General features: G+C 62.6%; 15 protein-coding genes. 9 read left to right on the forward strand and 6 right to left on the reverse strand.

Translation table 11 applies throughout. From position 1 onward, the window contains the following. Positions 1–589: metal-dependent hydrolase (locus A2J01_RS11875; RefSeq protein WP_197494208.1), on the reverse strand; the 589-nt coding region annotated here is incomplete at its 3' end. A 225-nt stretch (positions 590–814) separates the two neighbouring features. Between A2J01_RS11875 and A2J01_RS11880 the strand changes: the two genes are divergently transcribed. After that, on the forward strand, positions 815–1,471 hold the full coding sequence (locus A2J01_RS11880) for a TetR/AcrR family transcriptional regulator (protein ID WP_007735111.1): 657 nt from the start codon (positions 815–817) through the stop codon (positions 1,469–1,471). Here the strand turns inward: A2J01_RS11880 and A2J01_RS11885 are convergent. Together A2J01_RS11885 and A2J01_RS11890 are read right to left on the reverse strand one after the other, a co-directional pair. Then, positions 1,437–2,171 carry an energy-coupling factor transporter transmembrane component T family protein gene (locus A2J01_RS11885; RefSeq protein WP_064112766.1) on the reverse strand — a complete coding sequence of 245 codons (735 nt, stop codon included), beginning with the start codon at positions 2,169–2,171 and terminating at the stop codon, positions 1,437–1,439. The two genes, A2J01_RS11880 and A2J01_RS11885, sit on opposite strands and share 35 nt — an antisense overlap. After that, positions 2,168–4,207, reverse strand: a complete 2,040-nt coding sequence (locus tag A2J01_RS11890) for an ATP-binding cassette domain-containing protein (RefSeq protein ID WP_030535578.1) — start codon at positions 4,205–4,207, stop codon at positions 2,168–2,170. Before A2J01_RS11890 ends, A2J01_RS11885 begins: the two co-directional genes overlap by 4 nt. Before the next feature lie 111 nt (positions 4,208–4,318). Here A2J01_RS11890 and dapB point away from each other — a divergent pair, with 111 nt between their 5' ends. Further along, on the forward strand, positions 4,319–5,074 hold the full coding sequence (gene dapB, locus A2J01_RS11895; RefSeq protein WP_007735114.1) for a 4-hydroxy-tetrahydrodipicolinate reductase: 756 nt from the start codon (positions 4,319–4,321) through the stop codon (positions 5,072–5,074). After that, positions 5,071–5,535, forward strand: coding sequence for a hypothetical protein (locus A2J01_RS11900; RefSeq protein ID WP_003942246.1), 465 nt, complete (start codon positions 5,071–5,073; stop codon positions 5,533–5,535). Before dapB ends, A2J01_RS11900 begins: the two co-directional genes overlap by 4 nt. A 34-nt stretch (positions 5,536–5,569) precedes the next feature. On the opposite strand, the gene A2J01_RS11905 is transcribed toward A2J01_RS11900, so the two are convergent. Together A2J01_RS11905 and A2J01_RS11910 are read right to left on the reverse strand one after the other, a co-directional pair. Beyond that, the gene (locus A2J01_RS11905) at positions 5,570–6,226 is read right to left on the reverse strand and encodes a DUF3105 domain-containing protein (RefSeq protein ID WP_064112767.1); all 657 of its coding nucleotides are present in this window, start codon (positions 6,224–6,226) and stop codon (positions 5,570–5,572) included. 48 nt (positions 6,227–6,274) lie between these two features. After that, entirely contained in the window at positions 6,275–7,222 is a 948-nt protein-coding gene (locus A2J01_RS11910; RefSeq protein ID WP_064112768.1) for a hypothetical protein, read from the reverse strand. 200 nt (positions 7,223–7,422) lie between these two features. Here A2J01_RS11910 and A2J01_RS11915 point away from each other — a divergent pair, with 200 nt between their 5' ends. Further along, positions 7,423–7,821 (forward strand): DUF1801 domain-containing protein, encoded by a 399-nt coding sequence (locus A2J01_RS11915; protein WP_007735116.1) that lies wholly within the window; start codon positions 7,423–7,425, stop codon positions 7,819–7,821. A 7-nt stretch (positions 7,822–7,828) separates the two neighbouring features. Here A2J01_RS11915 and A2J01_RS11920 read toward each other — a convergent pair whose 3' ends face one another. Then, positions 7,829–8,986 (reverse strand): isochorismate synthase, encoded by a 1,158-nt coding sequence (locus A2J01_RS11920; RefSeq protein WP_082900848.1) that lies wholly within the window; start codon positions 8,984–8,986, stop codon positions 7,829–7,831. A 199-nt stretch (positions 8,987–9,185) separates the two neighbouring features. Between A2J01_RS11920 and A2J01_RS11925 the strand changes: the two genes are divergently transcribed. From A2J01_RS11925 to A2J01_RS11945, 5 genes are read left to right on the forward strand one after another with little or no spacing between them, the layout of a single operon-like run. After that, positions 9,186–9,416, forward strand: coding sequence for a phosphopantetheine-binding protein (locus A2J01_RS11925; RefSeq protein WP_003942230.1), 231 nt, complete (start codon positions 9,186–9,188; stop codon positions 9,414–9,416). Continuing rightward, on the forward strand, positions 9,404–10,204 hold the full coding sequence (locus A2J01_RS11930; RefSeq protein WP_003942103.1) for a 2,3-dihydro-2,3-dihydroxybenzoate dehydrogenase: 801 nt from the start codon (positions 9,404–9,406) through the stop codon (positions 10,202–10,204). Before A2J01_RS11925 ends, A2J01_RS11930 begins: the two co-directional genes overlap by 13 nt. 41 nt (positions 10,205–10,245) lie before the next feature. After that, positions 10,246–11,910 (forward strand): (2,3-dihydroxybenzoyl)adenylate synthase, encoded by a 1,665-nt coding sequence (locus A2J01_RS11935; protein WP_064112769.1) that lies wholly within the window; start codon positions 10,246–10,248, stop codon positions 11,908–11,910. Positions 11,911–11,946: 36 nt separating this feature from the next. After that, positions 11,947–12,594: an isochorismatase family protein gene (locus tag A2J01_RS11940; protein WP_003942132.1), complete on the forward strand. Its 648-nt coding sequence runs from the start codon at positions 11,947–11,949 to the stop codon at positions 12,592–12,594. A gap of 47 nt (positions 12,595–12,641) precedes the next feature. Next, positions 12,642–13,094 (forward strand): flavodoxin family protein, encoded by a 453-nt coding sequence (locus A2J01_RS11945; RefSeq protein ID WP_003942217.1) that lies wholly within the window; start codon positions 12,642–12,644, stop codon positions 13,092–13,094. Positions 13,095–13,106 lie beyond the last annotated feature (12 nt).

Here is a 13,106-nt window from a genome sequence, read left to right on the forward strand (position 1 = left end):
CCTTCATCACGTGCGCGAAGATCGACGGTGCCATCCGCATCCGGTAAAGCTCGCTTCCGACAACGGAATTGAAGATGATCAGAGCCGAGCTGCGATGCTCGACCTCCTCGACGAAGTGCCAGATGAACAGCGACGCGACGCGGTCGTCTCCCGGGCGGAACAAGGTCGCCTCGTTGTCGAGCATCAGCTTGAACACCGGAGTGAAGGTCGCCTCCAGGTCCGCGGTGTATGCAAGCCGGTAGTTCAGCGAGGTCGCCTCGGTCAGTAGATCGAATTCACCGATCACAGCGTCGAGCGTGTTCTGTAGTCCGGGGTAGCGCCTGATCAGAGCCTTCACATGCTGGCGGTGCGCGGTCGAGTGATGGCCTTCCTGACGCATGAACGCCACGGCTTCCTCGGCCACTTCAGGATCGCTGATCCGCGACTTGGTCTGCATGATCATCTTCACGATCATCTTCTCGAAACCGATGGCCAGGAACGAGACCGCGTTGGACATGCTCGACCAGGCCGGATTCTCCGGGTTCCACAGGAAGGGAACGTCCTGATCCTCGAATCCGAAGTCCATTTTTCGGGGTTGAAGGTTGGTCACTTGTCGAACCTCGTCTTTCGGAGGGGCTGGTCAGGTGGCCGCTCTGGCACTCGAAGCCACGTGTGGCGGTAATCATACATATTGGTGTGCAGTTGTATGTTCACTTTCGGCGAGGGGAGTGAATTCGAGGGGCGCAGATGCAAAACCTGCCTGTGTTAGCCTGTGGCTCTTGGACTTCGAGCGCAAAGACATGGTTCGAGCCTCGTTCGAGCGAGGAAGTGGGCAGTGGCACGAAGGCGTGGGTGGGGCGGCAATCCACCGGACAGTGACGAAGATGCGTCTCGTCGCATTGTCGAGGCCGCGGTCGAGTTGATCGGACGGACGAGTTCGGAAATCAGCATCGGCGACGTCGCCGAGTCACTGGGCGTGATCCGGCAGACCGTGTATCGATACTTCCCCAGCGCTGACGCTCTGATGCGGGCAGCTGCAATCGCGTCGGTCGACGGCTACCTCGATCGGCTCACCACACACGTGAGCGGCATCGAAGATCCCGTCGAGGCGATGACCGAGGGTGTCGTCTACACCCTGACCCAGGTCCACCGAACGCCGCATCTCGGCATTCTGCTCACCAGCACGAATTCGAGTCTTCATCCCGAAGGTCTGACCTCTCAGGAGGCGCAGGCCTTCGGAATGGCGATGATCACCCGCTTCGACGTGGACTGGGTGCGTTTCGGATACGACGACGCATCACTTCAGGAACTGGTCGAATACGTCCTGCGGACGATGCAGTCGTTTTTCCTCGCGCCCGGCGACCCGAAGCGGAGCGACGAGGAACTGCGGCGATACCTACGGCGCTGGATGGGTTCTGCGATCATCGCCCAGGGAAATTCTGTCAGCGGTGATCCGATCAGCGCAGAACCAGAGTCAAAACAACCGCGCTGACGCACGCGGCGATGACGACGATCAGCGCGAACAGGTCGGCGAGCTGAGGGCGCTTGGGGTACGCCGCGATCAAACCGGTGCCCCCGCGAGCGGAGATCGCTTCACCCATCTCGGCAGAGCGCCGAATTGCCACCGACATGGTCGTGGTGATCAGATCGACTATCGAATTGTCGGCAGCGCTGTTCACCACAGCTTTCGGGCGTAGTCGTCGCGCCGCCACCAGGGTGAGCATCTCGTCGATCAAGAGCGGAAGTGAACGAATGCAGAGGGCCGTCGCGATCGCCCACTCGTCGACCGGGATCTTGAGGAATCGCAGCGGTCTACCGAGCGTTGCCAGTGCCGGCGCCACATCGCTCATCGACGTGGTCCATGCCAACATCAGTGAGACGCAGAGCAATACAAGACCGAACGTCACAGCTTGCAGGTAGATGAAGACTGCGTCGAGGCCGAGCGGAAGATTGATCAACGCGCCGAGCAGGATCAGCGCCCACAACCACCACGGAGGTCGCGGAACTGCAGTCGGGGGGATGCGTCCGATCACCGCGGTCAGCAACAACAATCCGAGTACGACGCCGATCGCCGGCCAGGACGGAGCGGTCACGACCACGATGCTGACGAGAACGACGGCAACGATCTTCGTTCCGGCCCACAATCGGTGGATCGGCGATGAAGTCGGGACTTCGCGCAGAAGTGTTGTCACGTCGTCGATCCTTCCAAGGCGCTGCTGGCGGCAGGGTCGAGGATGCGACCCTCCGACAGTCGAATTGTTCTGCTGCACACGGCGTCCATGCCGTCGACATCGTGGGAGATGACGACTACTGCGGTTCCGTTCCGACGAATCCACCTGAGTACGTTCAGGATTTCGTGTCGACCGGGTGGATCGAGACCGGCCAACGGTTCGTCGAGGATGAGTACCCGCGGTTGGCGCACGAGGAGACCGGCCAGGACGACGCGTCGCATCTGTCCGCCGCTCAACTCGTCGATGCTGCGGCCGGCGATGTGACGGTCGAGTCCGACGGCGTCGAGCGCCCACGAGACTTGCACCGATCCGATCTCCGGACCTCCGGCGGCCTCGATGTCTTCGGCGACGGTTCGGCGTTGCAGCTGCAGTCGCGAATGCTGGAACGTGAGACCGACGGTGCCGAGTTGGCGTGAGACGGGTTTGCCGTCGAAGACTGCGGTTCCCTTGCTCGGTGCGATCAAGCCCGCCATGATCCAGGCCAGAGTCGATTTACCGGAACCGTTGCCGCCCAGAACCAGCAGCCCGTCGCCGTCGCCGATTGTGAGATTTACGTCCGACAGTGCGCGCCGCGACCACGGAGTCCGGTCGTTGTACGTGTGGGTGACATCGGTGAGTTGGAGGACAGCTCGAGTGCTGACCGGCCACGGCGCAGACGGCGGACCCCCGAACGTCGACGTCATCCAACCGGGTTGGTGATCGATCTGCCGTCCGCGTTGTAGTTGAATCACCCGATCTGCGTTGCGGGTGTCGGCGTGGTGATGGGTGACCAGTACCACGGCCATCGGGTGGCGTCGCGGAAGTTCGGCAAGGAGCGAGACCAATTCCTCCCGGCCGGCCTGATCGACCATCGCGGTGGCTTCGTCCGCGATCAGCAGAGCGGGGCGCCGCGCCAGCGCGGCTGCAACAGCCAGACGTTGCATCTCGCCACCGGACAGCCCGGAGGTCTCACGCATACCCATGCCCGCGAGTCCCACCTCGGCCAGCAGTGCATCGACGTCGGGATGCGACTCGGGGGGGAGCCCCCAGACGACGTCGTCCGCGACGCGGGTTCCGAGGATCTGGCTTTCGGGTCGTTGGAGGACGACGGCGGTTCCGCCGTGTCGGCCGAGACCGGCGGACCCGGGTCTCGTCAGCGTCCCGACAGTCGGCGCGCGACCGGCGAGCAACCGGGTGAGTGTGGACTTGCCCGAGCCGTTGTGGCCGACGACGGTGACGAACTCTCCTCGTCGCACGGTGAAGTTGACGTCGACGAGGGCCGGTGTCGTTGCACCCGGATAGGTGAAGCCCACGTGATCGAAAGTGACCGGCAGAGGATCGATCGGACGGTCGTCGGGTGCTGTCTGGAGCGGGTCGGCCGAAGGGAGTGCAGCCAATCGGTCGAGGACGGCGCCGAGGACGAAGTAGGAGACGACGGTACTGAGGACGATTCCGGAGATGATGGACACGCCGATCCACAACCACCAGTAGTCGATGATCGAGCCGATGCTGTTCTCGATCCATTCGGCTGCGCCGACCAGTGTGGGGGCACGCTTCAAGATCTCGGCCACGCCCAACGCGGTGTTCTCGAGCGAGGTCAACAACAAGGTGCGCAGCGGAGCGAGAACAAGCAACAGGACTATGGAGAACAACGCCAGCGCGGGCCCGATGACCAATGACGACAGCAATGCGGAGACGAAGCCGAGACCGCGCCGCTTGACCGTACCGATGATTCCGCCGAGGAGAGCGCTCAATGCGACCGCCGCCGCAGATCCCGAACCCGCCGCGACAAAGGCGACTGCCGTGGCCGAGATACCGGCCGTCGTCACGGCGCGGACTCGGAAGCGCTGGGCAACAATTCCCATCGGAACGGCGGCCACGAGGTTGAGGGCGCTGGCCATGGGGATGACCGTGGCAATGACGGACAACGCGACCGTGAATCCGGCCATGACGGCACCCGTTGCCAACTCGAGTGGTCGAAGGTTGCCGGTTTCGCGGACTTGCGGACGGTTGCTCACTACGTCCAGTGTGCCAGTGGTGACATAACTCCCGCCCGACTGATGGTGAGCGCATCGGGGTGATTGCGTAGGCTTCACCTCAAACAATGCATCGGACGGAGCGTGGAAGACGTGAGTGCAGCACCCATCAGGGTCGGGGTTCTGGGAGCCAAGGGCAAGGTCGGTCGAGCGATCTGCGAGGCAGTGGAAGCTGCTCCCGATCTGGAACTCGTCGCTCAGGTCGACACCGGTGATCGCATCGAGACGTTTGTCGACACCCGCACTCAGGTAGTGGTCGATTTCACGCACCCCGACGTCGTCATGGGAAATCTGGAATTCCTCGTGGCCAACGGAATTCATGCAGTGATCGGCACCACCGGTTTCGACGAGTCCAGGCTTGCGACTGTTCAGTCCTGGCTCGACGCCCAGCCGGCAACGGGTGTTCTGATCGCCCCGAACTTCGCCATCGGTGCTGTGCTGTTGATGCGCTTCTCGGCTGCCGCGGCGCGCTTCTTCGATTCCGTCGAGGTCATCGAACTCCATCACCCCAACAAGGCAGATGCTCCCTCGGGCACCGCATACCGAACGGCCGCCATGATCGCCGAGGCTCGCGCGGAAGCAGGCGTCGGACGCAGCCCTGACGCCACCACGACCGAGCTCGAGGGTGCGCGCGGAGCCGACGTCGACGGCGTCCGGGTTCACTCCGTGCGGATGGCCGGACTGGTCGCGCATCAGGAAGTGATTCTCGGAACTCAGGGCGAGACACTGACCATTCGCCACGACTCGATCGACCGGAATTCGTTCGCGCCGGGCGTTCTGCTCGGTGTCCGCCAGATCGGCTCGCGTCCGGGTCTGACGGTCGGTATCGATTCCTTTCTCGATCTATGAACAAGACCACCCGCACCGTCGCACTGATCGTCGCGATTTGCATCGCGCTCGCGGTGTACTTCGTGCTGCTCGGCCAGCGCGGAATCCAGCTCATCCAGGACGGTGGCGGCGCCGCGATCGGTCTCGGGATCGGCGTGCTGATCCTGCCGTTCCTGGGGCTGTGGCTCGTCATCGCCACGCTCCGTGCCGGCTTCACGCACCAGCGCCTCGCGCAGCAGATTCACGACGAGGGCCTGGCTGTCGATGCGTCTGCGCTTCCGAAATTGCCTTCGGGCCGGATCGAGCGAGCGGCCGCCGACGAGTTGTTCGCCCAGATCAAGGTCGACTGGGAAGCAGACCCGGACAACTGGAAGCAGAACTTCCGACTCGCTCGCGCCTACGACTATGCCGGTGACCGAAGCCGGGCTCGGGAAACCATGCGACGGGCAGTCGAACTGGAACGCCGTTCACGAGGCAAGTAGGTGTCTACGCCGCGAAGCGGGGCCTGCTGAGACGCTACCGCTCCGGAACGGTTGTGGGAGATGACGGATCCGGAGTGGTGGGGTCGAATGGCGGCGGGTTGTTCGGGTCGAAGCTCGTCACCGGCACCGAACAGGTCGCGCCCACTTCGGGATACGTGTTCGGGTTGACGCGCAGAGCCGAGACGAACTGATCGATGCGCGCGTCCGCGGCGTTGTCGAGCTTGAGCTGACGGCCCCACGACTGCAGCGAGATCGGCGAATCCGGGGTCGGAGACGGCGACATCAACGTGTAGCTCATGCCCTCGACTCGCTGTGCCAAGCGAGCCTGATCCTCGCTCGAGACGAGGTCGGGGTTGTACGTGATCCACACGGCCCCGTGCTCGAGAGAATGGACCGCATTCTCGGTCCGAATCGCTTGTGGATAAACAACTCCGGTGCAGTTTGCCCAGACCGAGTCATGACGGCCTCCGAAGGGCGGTGAATATGTGTACGCCACGCGTTCGTTCGGGCGTACGTGTTGGGCTGCTGGGTAGTCGACCGTGACAACTCCGTCGATGGCTTCGGACGGATCCGGGTTGTCGATGCTCGGAACAAACGCATCCGGGCGCGGTGATCCTTCGAGGGAATTCGCACACGAAGCCAGTGCGAGAACTGCCGAGACCACCACTGTCGCTCGAAGTTGTTTGTTCACTCGGCCATGATAGCGGCGCCTGTCCGCTTTCCCGGGGACGCGAATCGACTACGACCCGAGAGAGCCGCTCGCTCCGCCCGACAGTGCGATGTCGCTGGCGCCGCGAAGAATTCGGATTGGTGGTAATGGCCCTCGGTATGCCTCGGAGCCACTGATCAGATCACCGGCAGCGTCGAACGCGATCGCCTCACCTTGTGGCTCGTCGGGAAGGGGGACGCGAATCGGGTTGGTGTTCAACGCTTTCACGATATCGCCGTCGGGAGCTGCGTACAGGTAAGCGTCGGTATACGTGCGGAGCGCTACCACCGTGCCGTCCTTGCTCACGGCGCCGCCGGTGACAGCCATCGTTCCGGCGTGGGGAACGGGCCCACCGGGTGTGAGGGTGGGAGTAAATCTGAGCTGACCTACTTTGGCCAACATGGTCGGCGAGCCCGTACTCAGATCCTGAACCTGCTGTCGCTCAGCGGTTGTGTAGACCACGCTTGCACCTAGGTAGTCCTTGGTGACGATGACGGGAACCCCGTCGCTCTGGATCAGTAGTGTCTCGGCGTCGTGCCCGCCGTCGGGATAGACCAGGGGGTAGGAGGTCGCCGCACCTGAAGCCGGATCGAGGTCGATCAGCCCGACCGACGTTCGTACCGCGTTGTTGTCGCCGATGTCTGCCAGCCACAGATGGCCGTCGGGAGTCGACGACAGATCCTCGACGTCGACACGAGGGGTGCCCACGCTGATCCAGCGCTGCACGTGGCAGTTCGAATCGAGTTCGGCGACCCGATCGTCGGAGCCGCTGTCGCCGATTGCGTACATCCCGGCCGCGGTGACGGTGAGTCCGGACAGCTCGGAAAGGCCTGCATCGGTGGGTGTGCACAGTACGTCGAAGACGCGGGCCTGTTGCGCCGCCGCAGGAACGGTGTGAACGCCGACAATCGCGGCGGCGAGAACAACCGATCCGGCAGCCCAAGCGACTGAGTGGGTGAGCGGTCGATTCCAGATCACGATGCAGTCCTCCAGGCCGAAGAATCGGGACTTAGTACCCAGAGAATACTGGACGTCCGTCTCACTTTGACCGAAACTGCAAGAAATCGCATCTGCCGAGACGCCGTGATGCGTCAGTGATTCACCGAGTGAATCCGCGTGCAGGAGGGGATACTCGACTCACCGGAGATCGGCGGCGACGAGCAGGAAGTGACGAAGCGATGGCGAAGAGTGAGTCCGACAAGCAAGGCGCAGATTCCCCGTCTCGGTTGATCGACAAGCGAATCGAGGAACTCGGAGACTGGCGGGGCGAGATGCTCGCCCGGATACGAACTCTGATCAAAGAAGTGGATCCGGATGTGGTGGAGGAATGGAAGTGGCGAGGTGTTCCCGTGTGGTACCACGCCGGAATGATCTGTACCGGTGAGACTTACAAGAGCGCAGTGAAGGTGACCTTTGCCAAAGGCGCATCACTCGACGACGCTTCAGGACTCTTCAACTCCAGCCTCGAGGGCAATACGCGACGGGCGATCGATTTCCACGAGGGCCAAGCCGTCGACGAAAAGGCGTTCAAGGCACTCGTTCACGCCGCGATTGCCCTGAACACCTCGAAGAAGTGACGCCCTGTCAGAGATGATGTTCAGCGAGGTCGAACGCACTGAGTAGCGTGCGGAATTTTGTACTGGTCTCTCTCAATTCGATTTCCGGGTCGGAAGTAGCGACGATGCCGCCGCCGGCGTAGGCCCGCGCCGAGAGGCCGTCTGCTGCGATCTCGGCGCAACGAATAGCTACCATCCACTCGCCGTCTCCAGTCCGGTCGCACCAGCCCACGGCACCGGCATAGAACCCACGATCGGCTTCGGTTGCGGTGATGTGCTCGCGTGCGGCGACCGTCGGTGTGCCGCAGACAGCGGGAGTCGGATGCAGCGCCATTGCGAGTTCGAGCGAGGTCAGGCTCGGGTCGATCAGGACACCTTCGATCTTGGTCCCGAGATGCCACAGTTGCGGTGTCCGAAGGATTTCCGGTGCGCTGGGTGCATTGAAGGACGTGCACAGTGGTCCGAGTATCGCGCTGATGGAGTCGACGACAAACGCGTGTTCGGCCAGATCTTTGGTCGACGCGCGGAGTTGCTCGGCATTCGCGTCGTCCTGATCCGAATTCGGGTGGCGTGCAATCGAGCCCGCCAGCGGGTGGCAGGTGACGACGCCGCCTCGCCTTTCGATCAGAACCTCGGGCGTCGAACCGACCAGCGAACGCCCGCGGTACTTTCCTCCGGCGGGGGACAGGTCGACGCAGAAACCGTTGTGCGCGTGATCGAGCGCAATCAGTTTCTCGGCCAGAGCGGCGGGGAAGATCGTGGACTCGGCCTCGATGGTCAGGGAGCGTGCGAGGACAACTTTGTCGAGTTCGCCTGCTCGAAGTCGTTCGATGGCTCCGCGGACCCTGTCGGTGTGGATCTGCGGGCTGGGTTCGAATCCGGCTACCCGCGAAGTGGGTAGTGACGGGATGTTCGAGTGATATAGATCACCGCGGACTCGTGTGAAACTCAGTGGCGCGGTGAGGGCGGACGGCGTCTCCGGGGAGAACGGCAGGGCGCCGACGACCGAGTCGATGCGCCCGGTCTTGAGGGCTTCGGCAGCGTCGAAGGCCGAGTCGAATTCTTCGACTACTCCCGAAGTGCGGATCGACGTTTGCCTACGTGAGAGCAGGAAAACGGAGTCCGTTTCATCGTCAGTCCGGTTGTTGCGCAACGGGAATTCGGAGACTTCGGCGAGTGCTGACATGGACACCCTTCCAGTTCGACAGATTGCTTGTTATGTTGAGGCTAGCCTTAGTTTGGGTGAATTTGTGTTGCGAGCGTCCGGGTTGTGTACTTCCGTACCGTTATGGTTAGGCTGGCCTAAAGTCAAGGCGTGCGGACGGGGTCGACACGAGGTTGGGTTGGCTCGATCTGAGCGCGTCGACCACTACTCGAGGAGACCGATGAGCAACACCGTGGACCGTGACCAGATCGTGCGCGACGTCGCCGAGGTTCTGTCGATGAGGGCAGAACAACTCGGCGACGACGCGGACCTGGGTGACGAAGGCCTTGACTCGGTTCGCTTGATGACGCTCGTCGAACGGTGGCGGGGAGCGGGCGCGGATGCCGACTTCGCGGAGTTGGCAGAAGAGCCCACGATCAATGCCTGGGTTCAGGTCCTGTGCCCGCAGTGAGCGAGCGCCGAATCGCCGTGGTCACCGGTGCTGCGGCGGGGATCGGCGCCGCAGTGGCCCGTACGCTTGCGCGCGACGGGTATTCGCTGGCGTTGCTCGATCGCGACGACGTCGAATTGAAGCGGGTAACTGCGGAATTGGCAGAAACAATCGTCGAAGGCGCCGATATCGAGAGTCACGTCGTGGACGTGACCGATCGGCAGGCAGTCGACGCTGCAGTGGCCTCGACGATGGACACGTTCGGCCGGATCGACGCGCTCGCGCACGTCGCCGGAATTCTCGACACCGGATCGGTGCTGGACTCCGATCCGGACCAGTGGCGGAAGATATTCGGCGTCAACGTCTTCGGATTGCTGAACGTGCTGCAAAGCGTGGGACTGGAAATGCGTCGCCGTCGGGCCGGGGCAATCGTGGTCGTCTCGTCGAACGCGGCCGGTGTCCCACGTATCGGGATGGGTGCTTACGGTTCGTCCAAAGCTGCTGCCACCATGTTGGTTCGAACCGCTGGACTGGAGCTGGCTACTGACGGCATTCGTGTCAACGTGGTCGCTCCGGGATCCACCGACACAGCGATGCAGCGGTCATTGTGGTCGGACCCTTCCGACGATTCGGGTGCCGACGCGGTCATCGAAGGCAATCTGGCGAGCTATCGCCTGGGTATTCCGCTCGGAAAACTGGCCACCGCAGACGATATCGCGGACTCGGTGCACTTCCTGCTGTCCGACCGGGCGGCCCACATCACCATGCAGGCGCTGTACGTCGACGGTGGAGCGACGCTCAAAGCGTGAGACGTATTTGCTGACAGTACTTTCGAACAGGAGTCACTTGCATGACCTCGAGGATCGCTCGCGAGCCCTTGGCACCCGTCGCACAGTATCCACCCGATTTGGTGACGCATTATCGGGAACGAGGCTATTGGACTGACGAGACGCTGGCCGGATTCGTCACGGCCGCGGCCGCACGGCATCCCGACAACGAAGCGGTGGTCGGCAGCGATGCCTCTGGCACACAGACACGGCTGACATATTCCGACCTCGATCGTCGCAGCTCGGCCGTGGCCGGAGGCCTGTCCGGCTTGGGTGTTCGCGCCGGTGACCGGGTGCTTCTGCAGCTGCCGAACATCGTGGAATACGTCGAAGCATTGTTCGGTGTGTTGAAGCTCGGCGCCCTGCCGGTATTCGGGTTGCCGGCGCATCGCCGAACCGAAATCGGATACTTCTGCCAGTTCGCTGATGTCGCTGCCTATATCGTCGCTGACCGTCATGGCGGGTTCAACTACCGCGCGCTGGCGCGTGAGGTGAACGAAGGCCTCGAGACTCCGCCTGTTGTGATCGTGGCCGGTGACCCCGAAGAGTTTGTCGGTTTCGATTCGCTGCGCGGATACGAGGTTCCCGTTCTTGCCGACGTCGATCCGTTGTCGGTCGCCTTTCTTCAGCTTTCCGGTGGCACGACCGGTGTTCCGAAGCTGATTCCGCGAACGCACGCCGACTACCTCTACTCGGTGCGAGCGTCCAACCCGATCTGCGGCGTCGACGACTCGACGCGCATGTTGGTGGTTCTCCCTGCAGCGCATAATTTTCCGATGAGTTCGCCGGGTATTCTCGGTGTCTTCCACGCGGGCGGCACCGTGGTTCTGGCGCCGGACACCATGCCGTCCACAGCTTTCGGTCTGATCGAATCAGAGCGAGTCACGCACGCGTCGTTGGTTCCACCGATCGCATTGGCGTGGATGGCCGCCCCCAGCAAGGCAGATCACGACCTGTCGAGCTTGCGGGTTCTCGGCGTCGGCGGAGCGAAGTTCAGCGCCGAAGCTGCCGCACGCGTACCCACGGAGCTGGGCTGCACCCTCCAGCAGGTGTTCGGCATGGCTGAGGGTTTGGTCAACTACACCCGCCTCGACGACACGCAAGAATTGATCGTCAGCACGCAGGGCCGGCCCATTTCACCGGACGACGAGGTTCGTGTAGTCGATGACGATGGCGCGCTCGTCGAGCCCGGAACCACGGGGCACTTACTGACTCGGGGGCCGTACACGATCCGCGGCTATTACCGGGCGGATGCGCACAATGCCGAGGTCTTCGACGCCGAAGGTTTCTATCGCACCGGCGATCTGGTCAGCGTCACCGACTCGGGACACCTGATTGTCGAGGGCCGCGCAAAGGACCAGATCAACCGCGGCGGCGAGAAGGTGGCCGCCGAGGAGATCGAGAACCACCTGCTCTCGCATCCTGCTGTCCACGATGCGGCCGTCGTCGCTGTTCCCGACGAGTACCTGGGCGAACGAACCTGTGCTGTCCTGGTGATTTCCGGAAATGTGCCGACCGTCGGCGAGATCAAACGATACATACGAGGCCGAGGCGTTGCGGCGTACAAGGTTCCGGATCGAGTGGAGTTCGTGACCGAGTTCCCCGTCACCGGCGTCGGAAAGACCAGCAAGGCGGCCTTGCGCCGTGTTCTCAGCGAATCGATTGCCGCACAGACTCTGTCGAGTTGATCGGTTCCCACCCCCACATTTTCGAGGAGATTCATCATGGCGCTACCCACAGCAGTGCGATACGAGATGCCCACCGAGTTTCCGCAGAATCGGGTCGACTGGACTCTCGATCCTTCCCGAGCGGTGTTGCTTCTGCACGACATGCAGGAATATTTCGTGAACGCGTACGACCGAAGCGTCGACCCGCTCCAAACCGTGGTTCCGAACATCGACCGGCTTCGTTCGTCGGCGCGAGCTGCCGGAATCCCGATCGTCTACACCGCGCAACCCGGTGATCAGGATCCCGAGGAGCGTGCGTTGCTGTCGGATTTCTGGGGACCGGGTCTGAAGGCAGATCCCGCTCACACCGACGTGATCGCCGAGTTGGCTCCGCATTCGGACGACGTGATGCTCACAAAATGGCGCTACAGCGCCTTCATCAAGACGGATCTGCGTGAGCGGCTGCGCGAGAGTGGGCGTGACCAGCTGATCATCACCGGAATCTATGCCCACATCGGTTGCCTGACTACCGCTTTGGACGGGTTCATGCAAGACGTGCAGATCTTCTTCGTGGGCGACGCGGTAGCCGACTTCTCCCTGGACGAGCATGTCGGCGCGCTCGAGTACGCGGCCGGGCGCTGCGCCTCGGTCACCCGAACCGACGACCTGGTCAAGGCGATGAGCGCGGAAACGGTTTCGGCGTAGGCGTGAACGGCGACGGGTGCGCCACCCGTCGGCGTATTGTCAGGTGTGTGAAGACATTGTTGGTGGTTCACCACTCGCCCTCGCCGACAACCCACGAATTGTTGGATGCGGTCCTGGCCGGGGCTCGCGATCCCGAGATCGAGGGCGTCGAGGTGAAGGTGATGCCGGCGTTGGCGGCGACGGTGCCCGACGTCCTCGCTGCTGACGGCTATCTTTTCGGAACCACCGCCAATTTCGGTTACATGTCGGGCGCGCTGAAATACTTCTTCGACACCACGTACTACCAATGCCTCGGCGCGGTTTCGGATCGACCGTACGGCCTGTGGGTTCACGGCAACAACGACACTGCCGGTGCAGTGTCCTCGGTGCGCAAACTCGCCACCGGGCTCGGATTGGTCGCGGTGGCGGATCCGCTCGAAGTGACTGTGAGCGTGGACAAATCTGTCCGCGATGGTTGTTATGAACTGGGCGGAACCGTCGCGGCAACGCTGATGGACTAGCCTTCACTTTCT

Source organism: Rhodococcus sp. EPR-134 (assembly GCF_001647205.1).
Taxonomy (GTDB): Bacteria; Actinomycetota; Actinomycetes; order Mycobacteriales; family Mycobacteriaceae; genus Rhodococcus_F; species Rhodococcus_F qingshengii.

Excerpts from the sequence above, each read along its gene's own strand:
- A2J01_RS11925 (WP_003942230.1), top strand. The coding sequence starts at position 9,186 with ATGAGCAACACCGTGGACCGTGACCAGATCGTGCGCGACGTCGCCGAG.
- A2J01_RS11935 (WP_064112769.1), top strand. The coding sequence starts at position 10,246 with ATGACCTCGAGGATCGCTCGCGAGCCCTTGGCACCCGTCGCACAGTAT.
- A2J01_RS11915 (WP_007735116.1), top strand. The coding sequence starts at position 7,423 with ATGGCGAAGAGTGAGTCCGACAAGCAAGGCGCAGATTCCCCGTCTCGG.
- A2J01_RS11900 (WP_003942246.1), top strand. The coding sequence starts at position 5,071 with ATGAACAAGACCACCCGCACCGTCGCACTGATCGTCGCGATTTGCATC.
- A2J01_RS11940 (WP_003942132.1), top strand. The coding sequence starts at position 11,947 with ATGGCGCTACCCACAGCAGTGCGATACGAGATGCCCACCGAGTTTCCG.
- A2J01_RS11920 (WP_082900848.1), bottom strand. The coding sequence starts at position 8,986 with ATGTCAGCACTCGCCGAAGTCTCCGAATTCCCGTTGCGCAACAACCGG.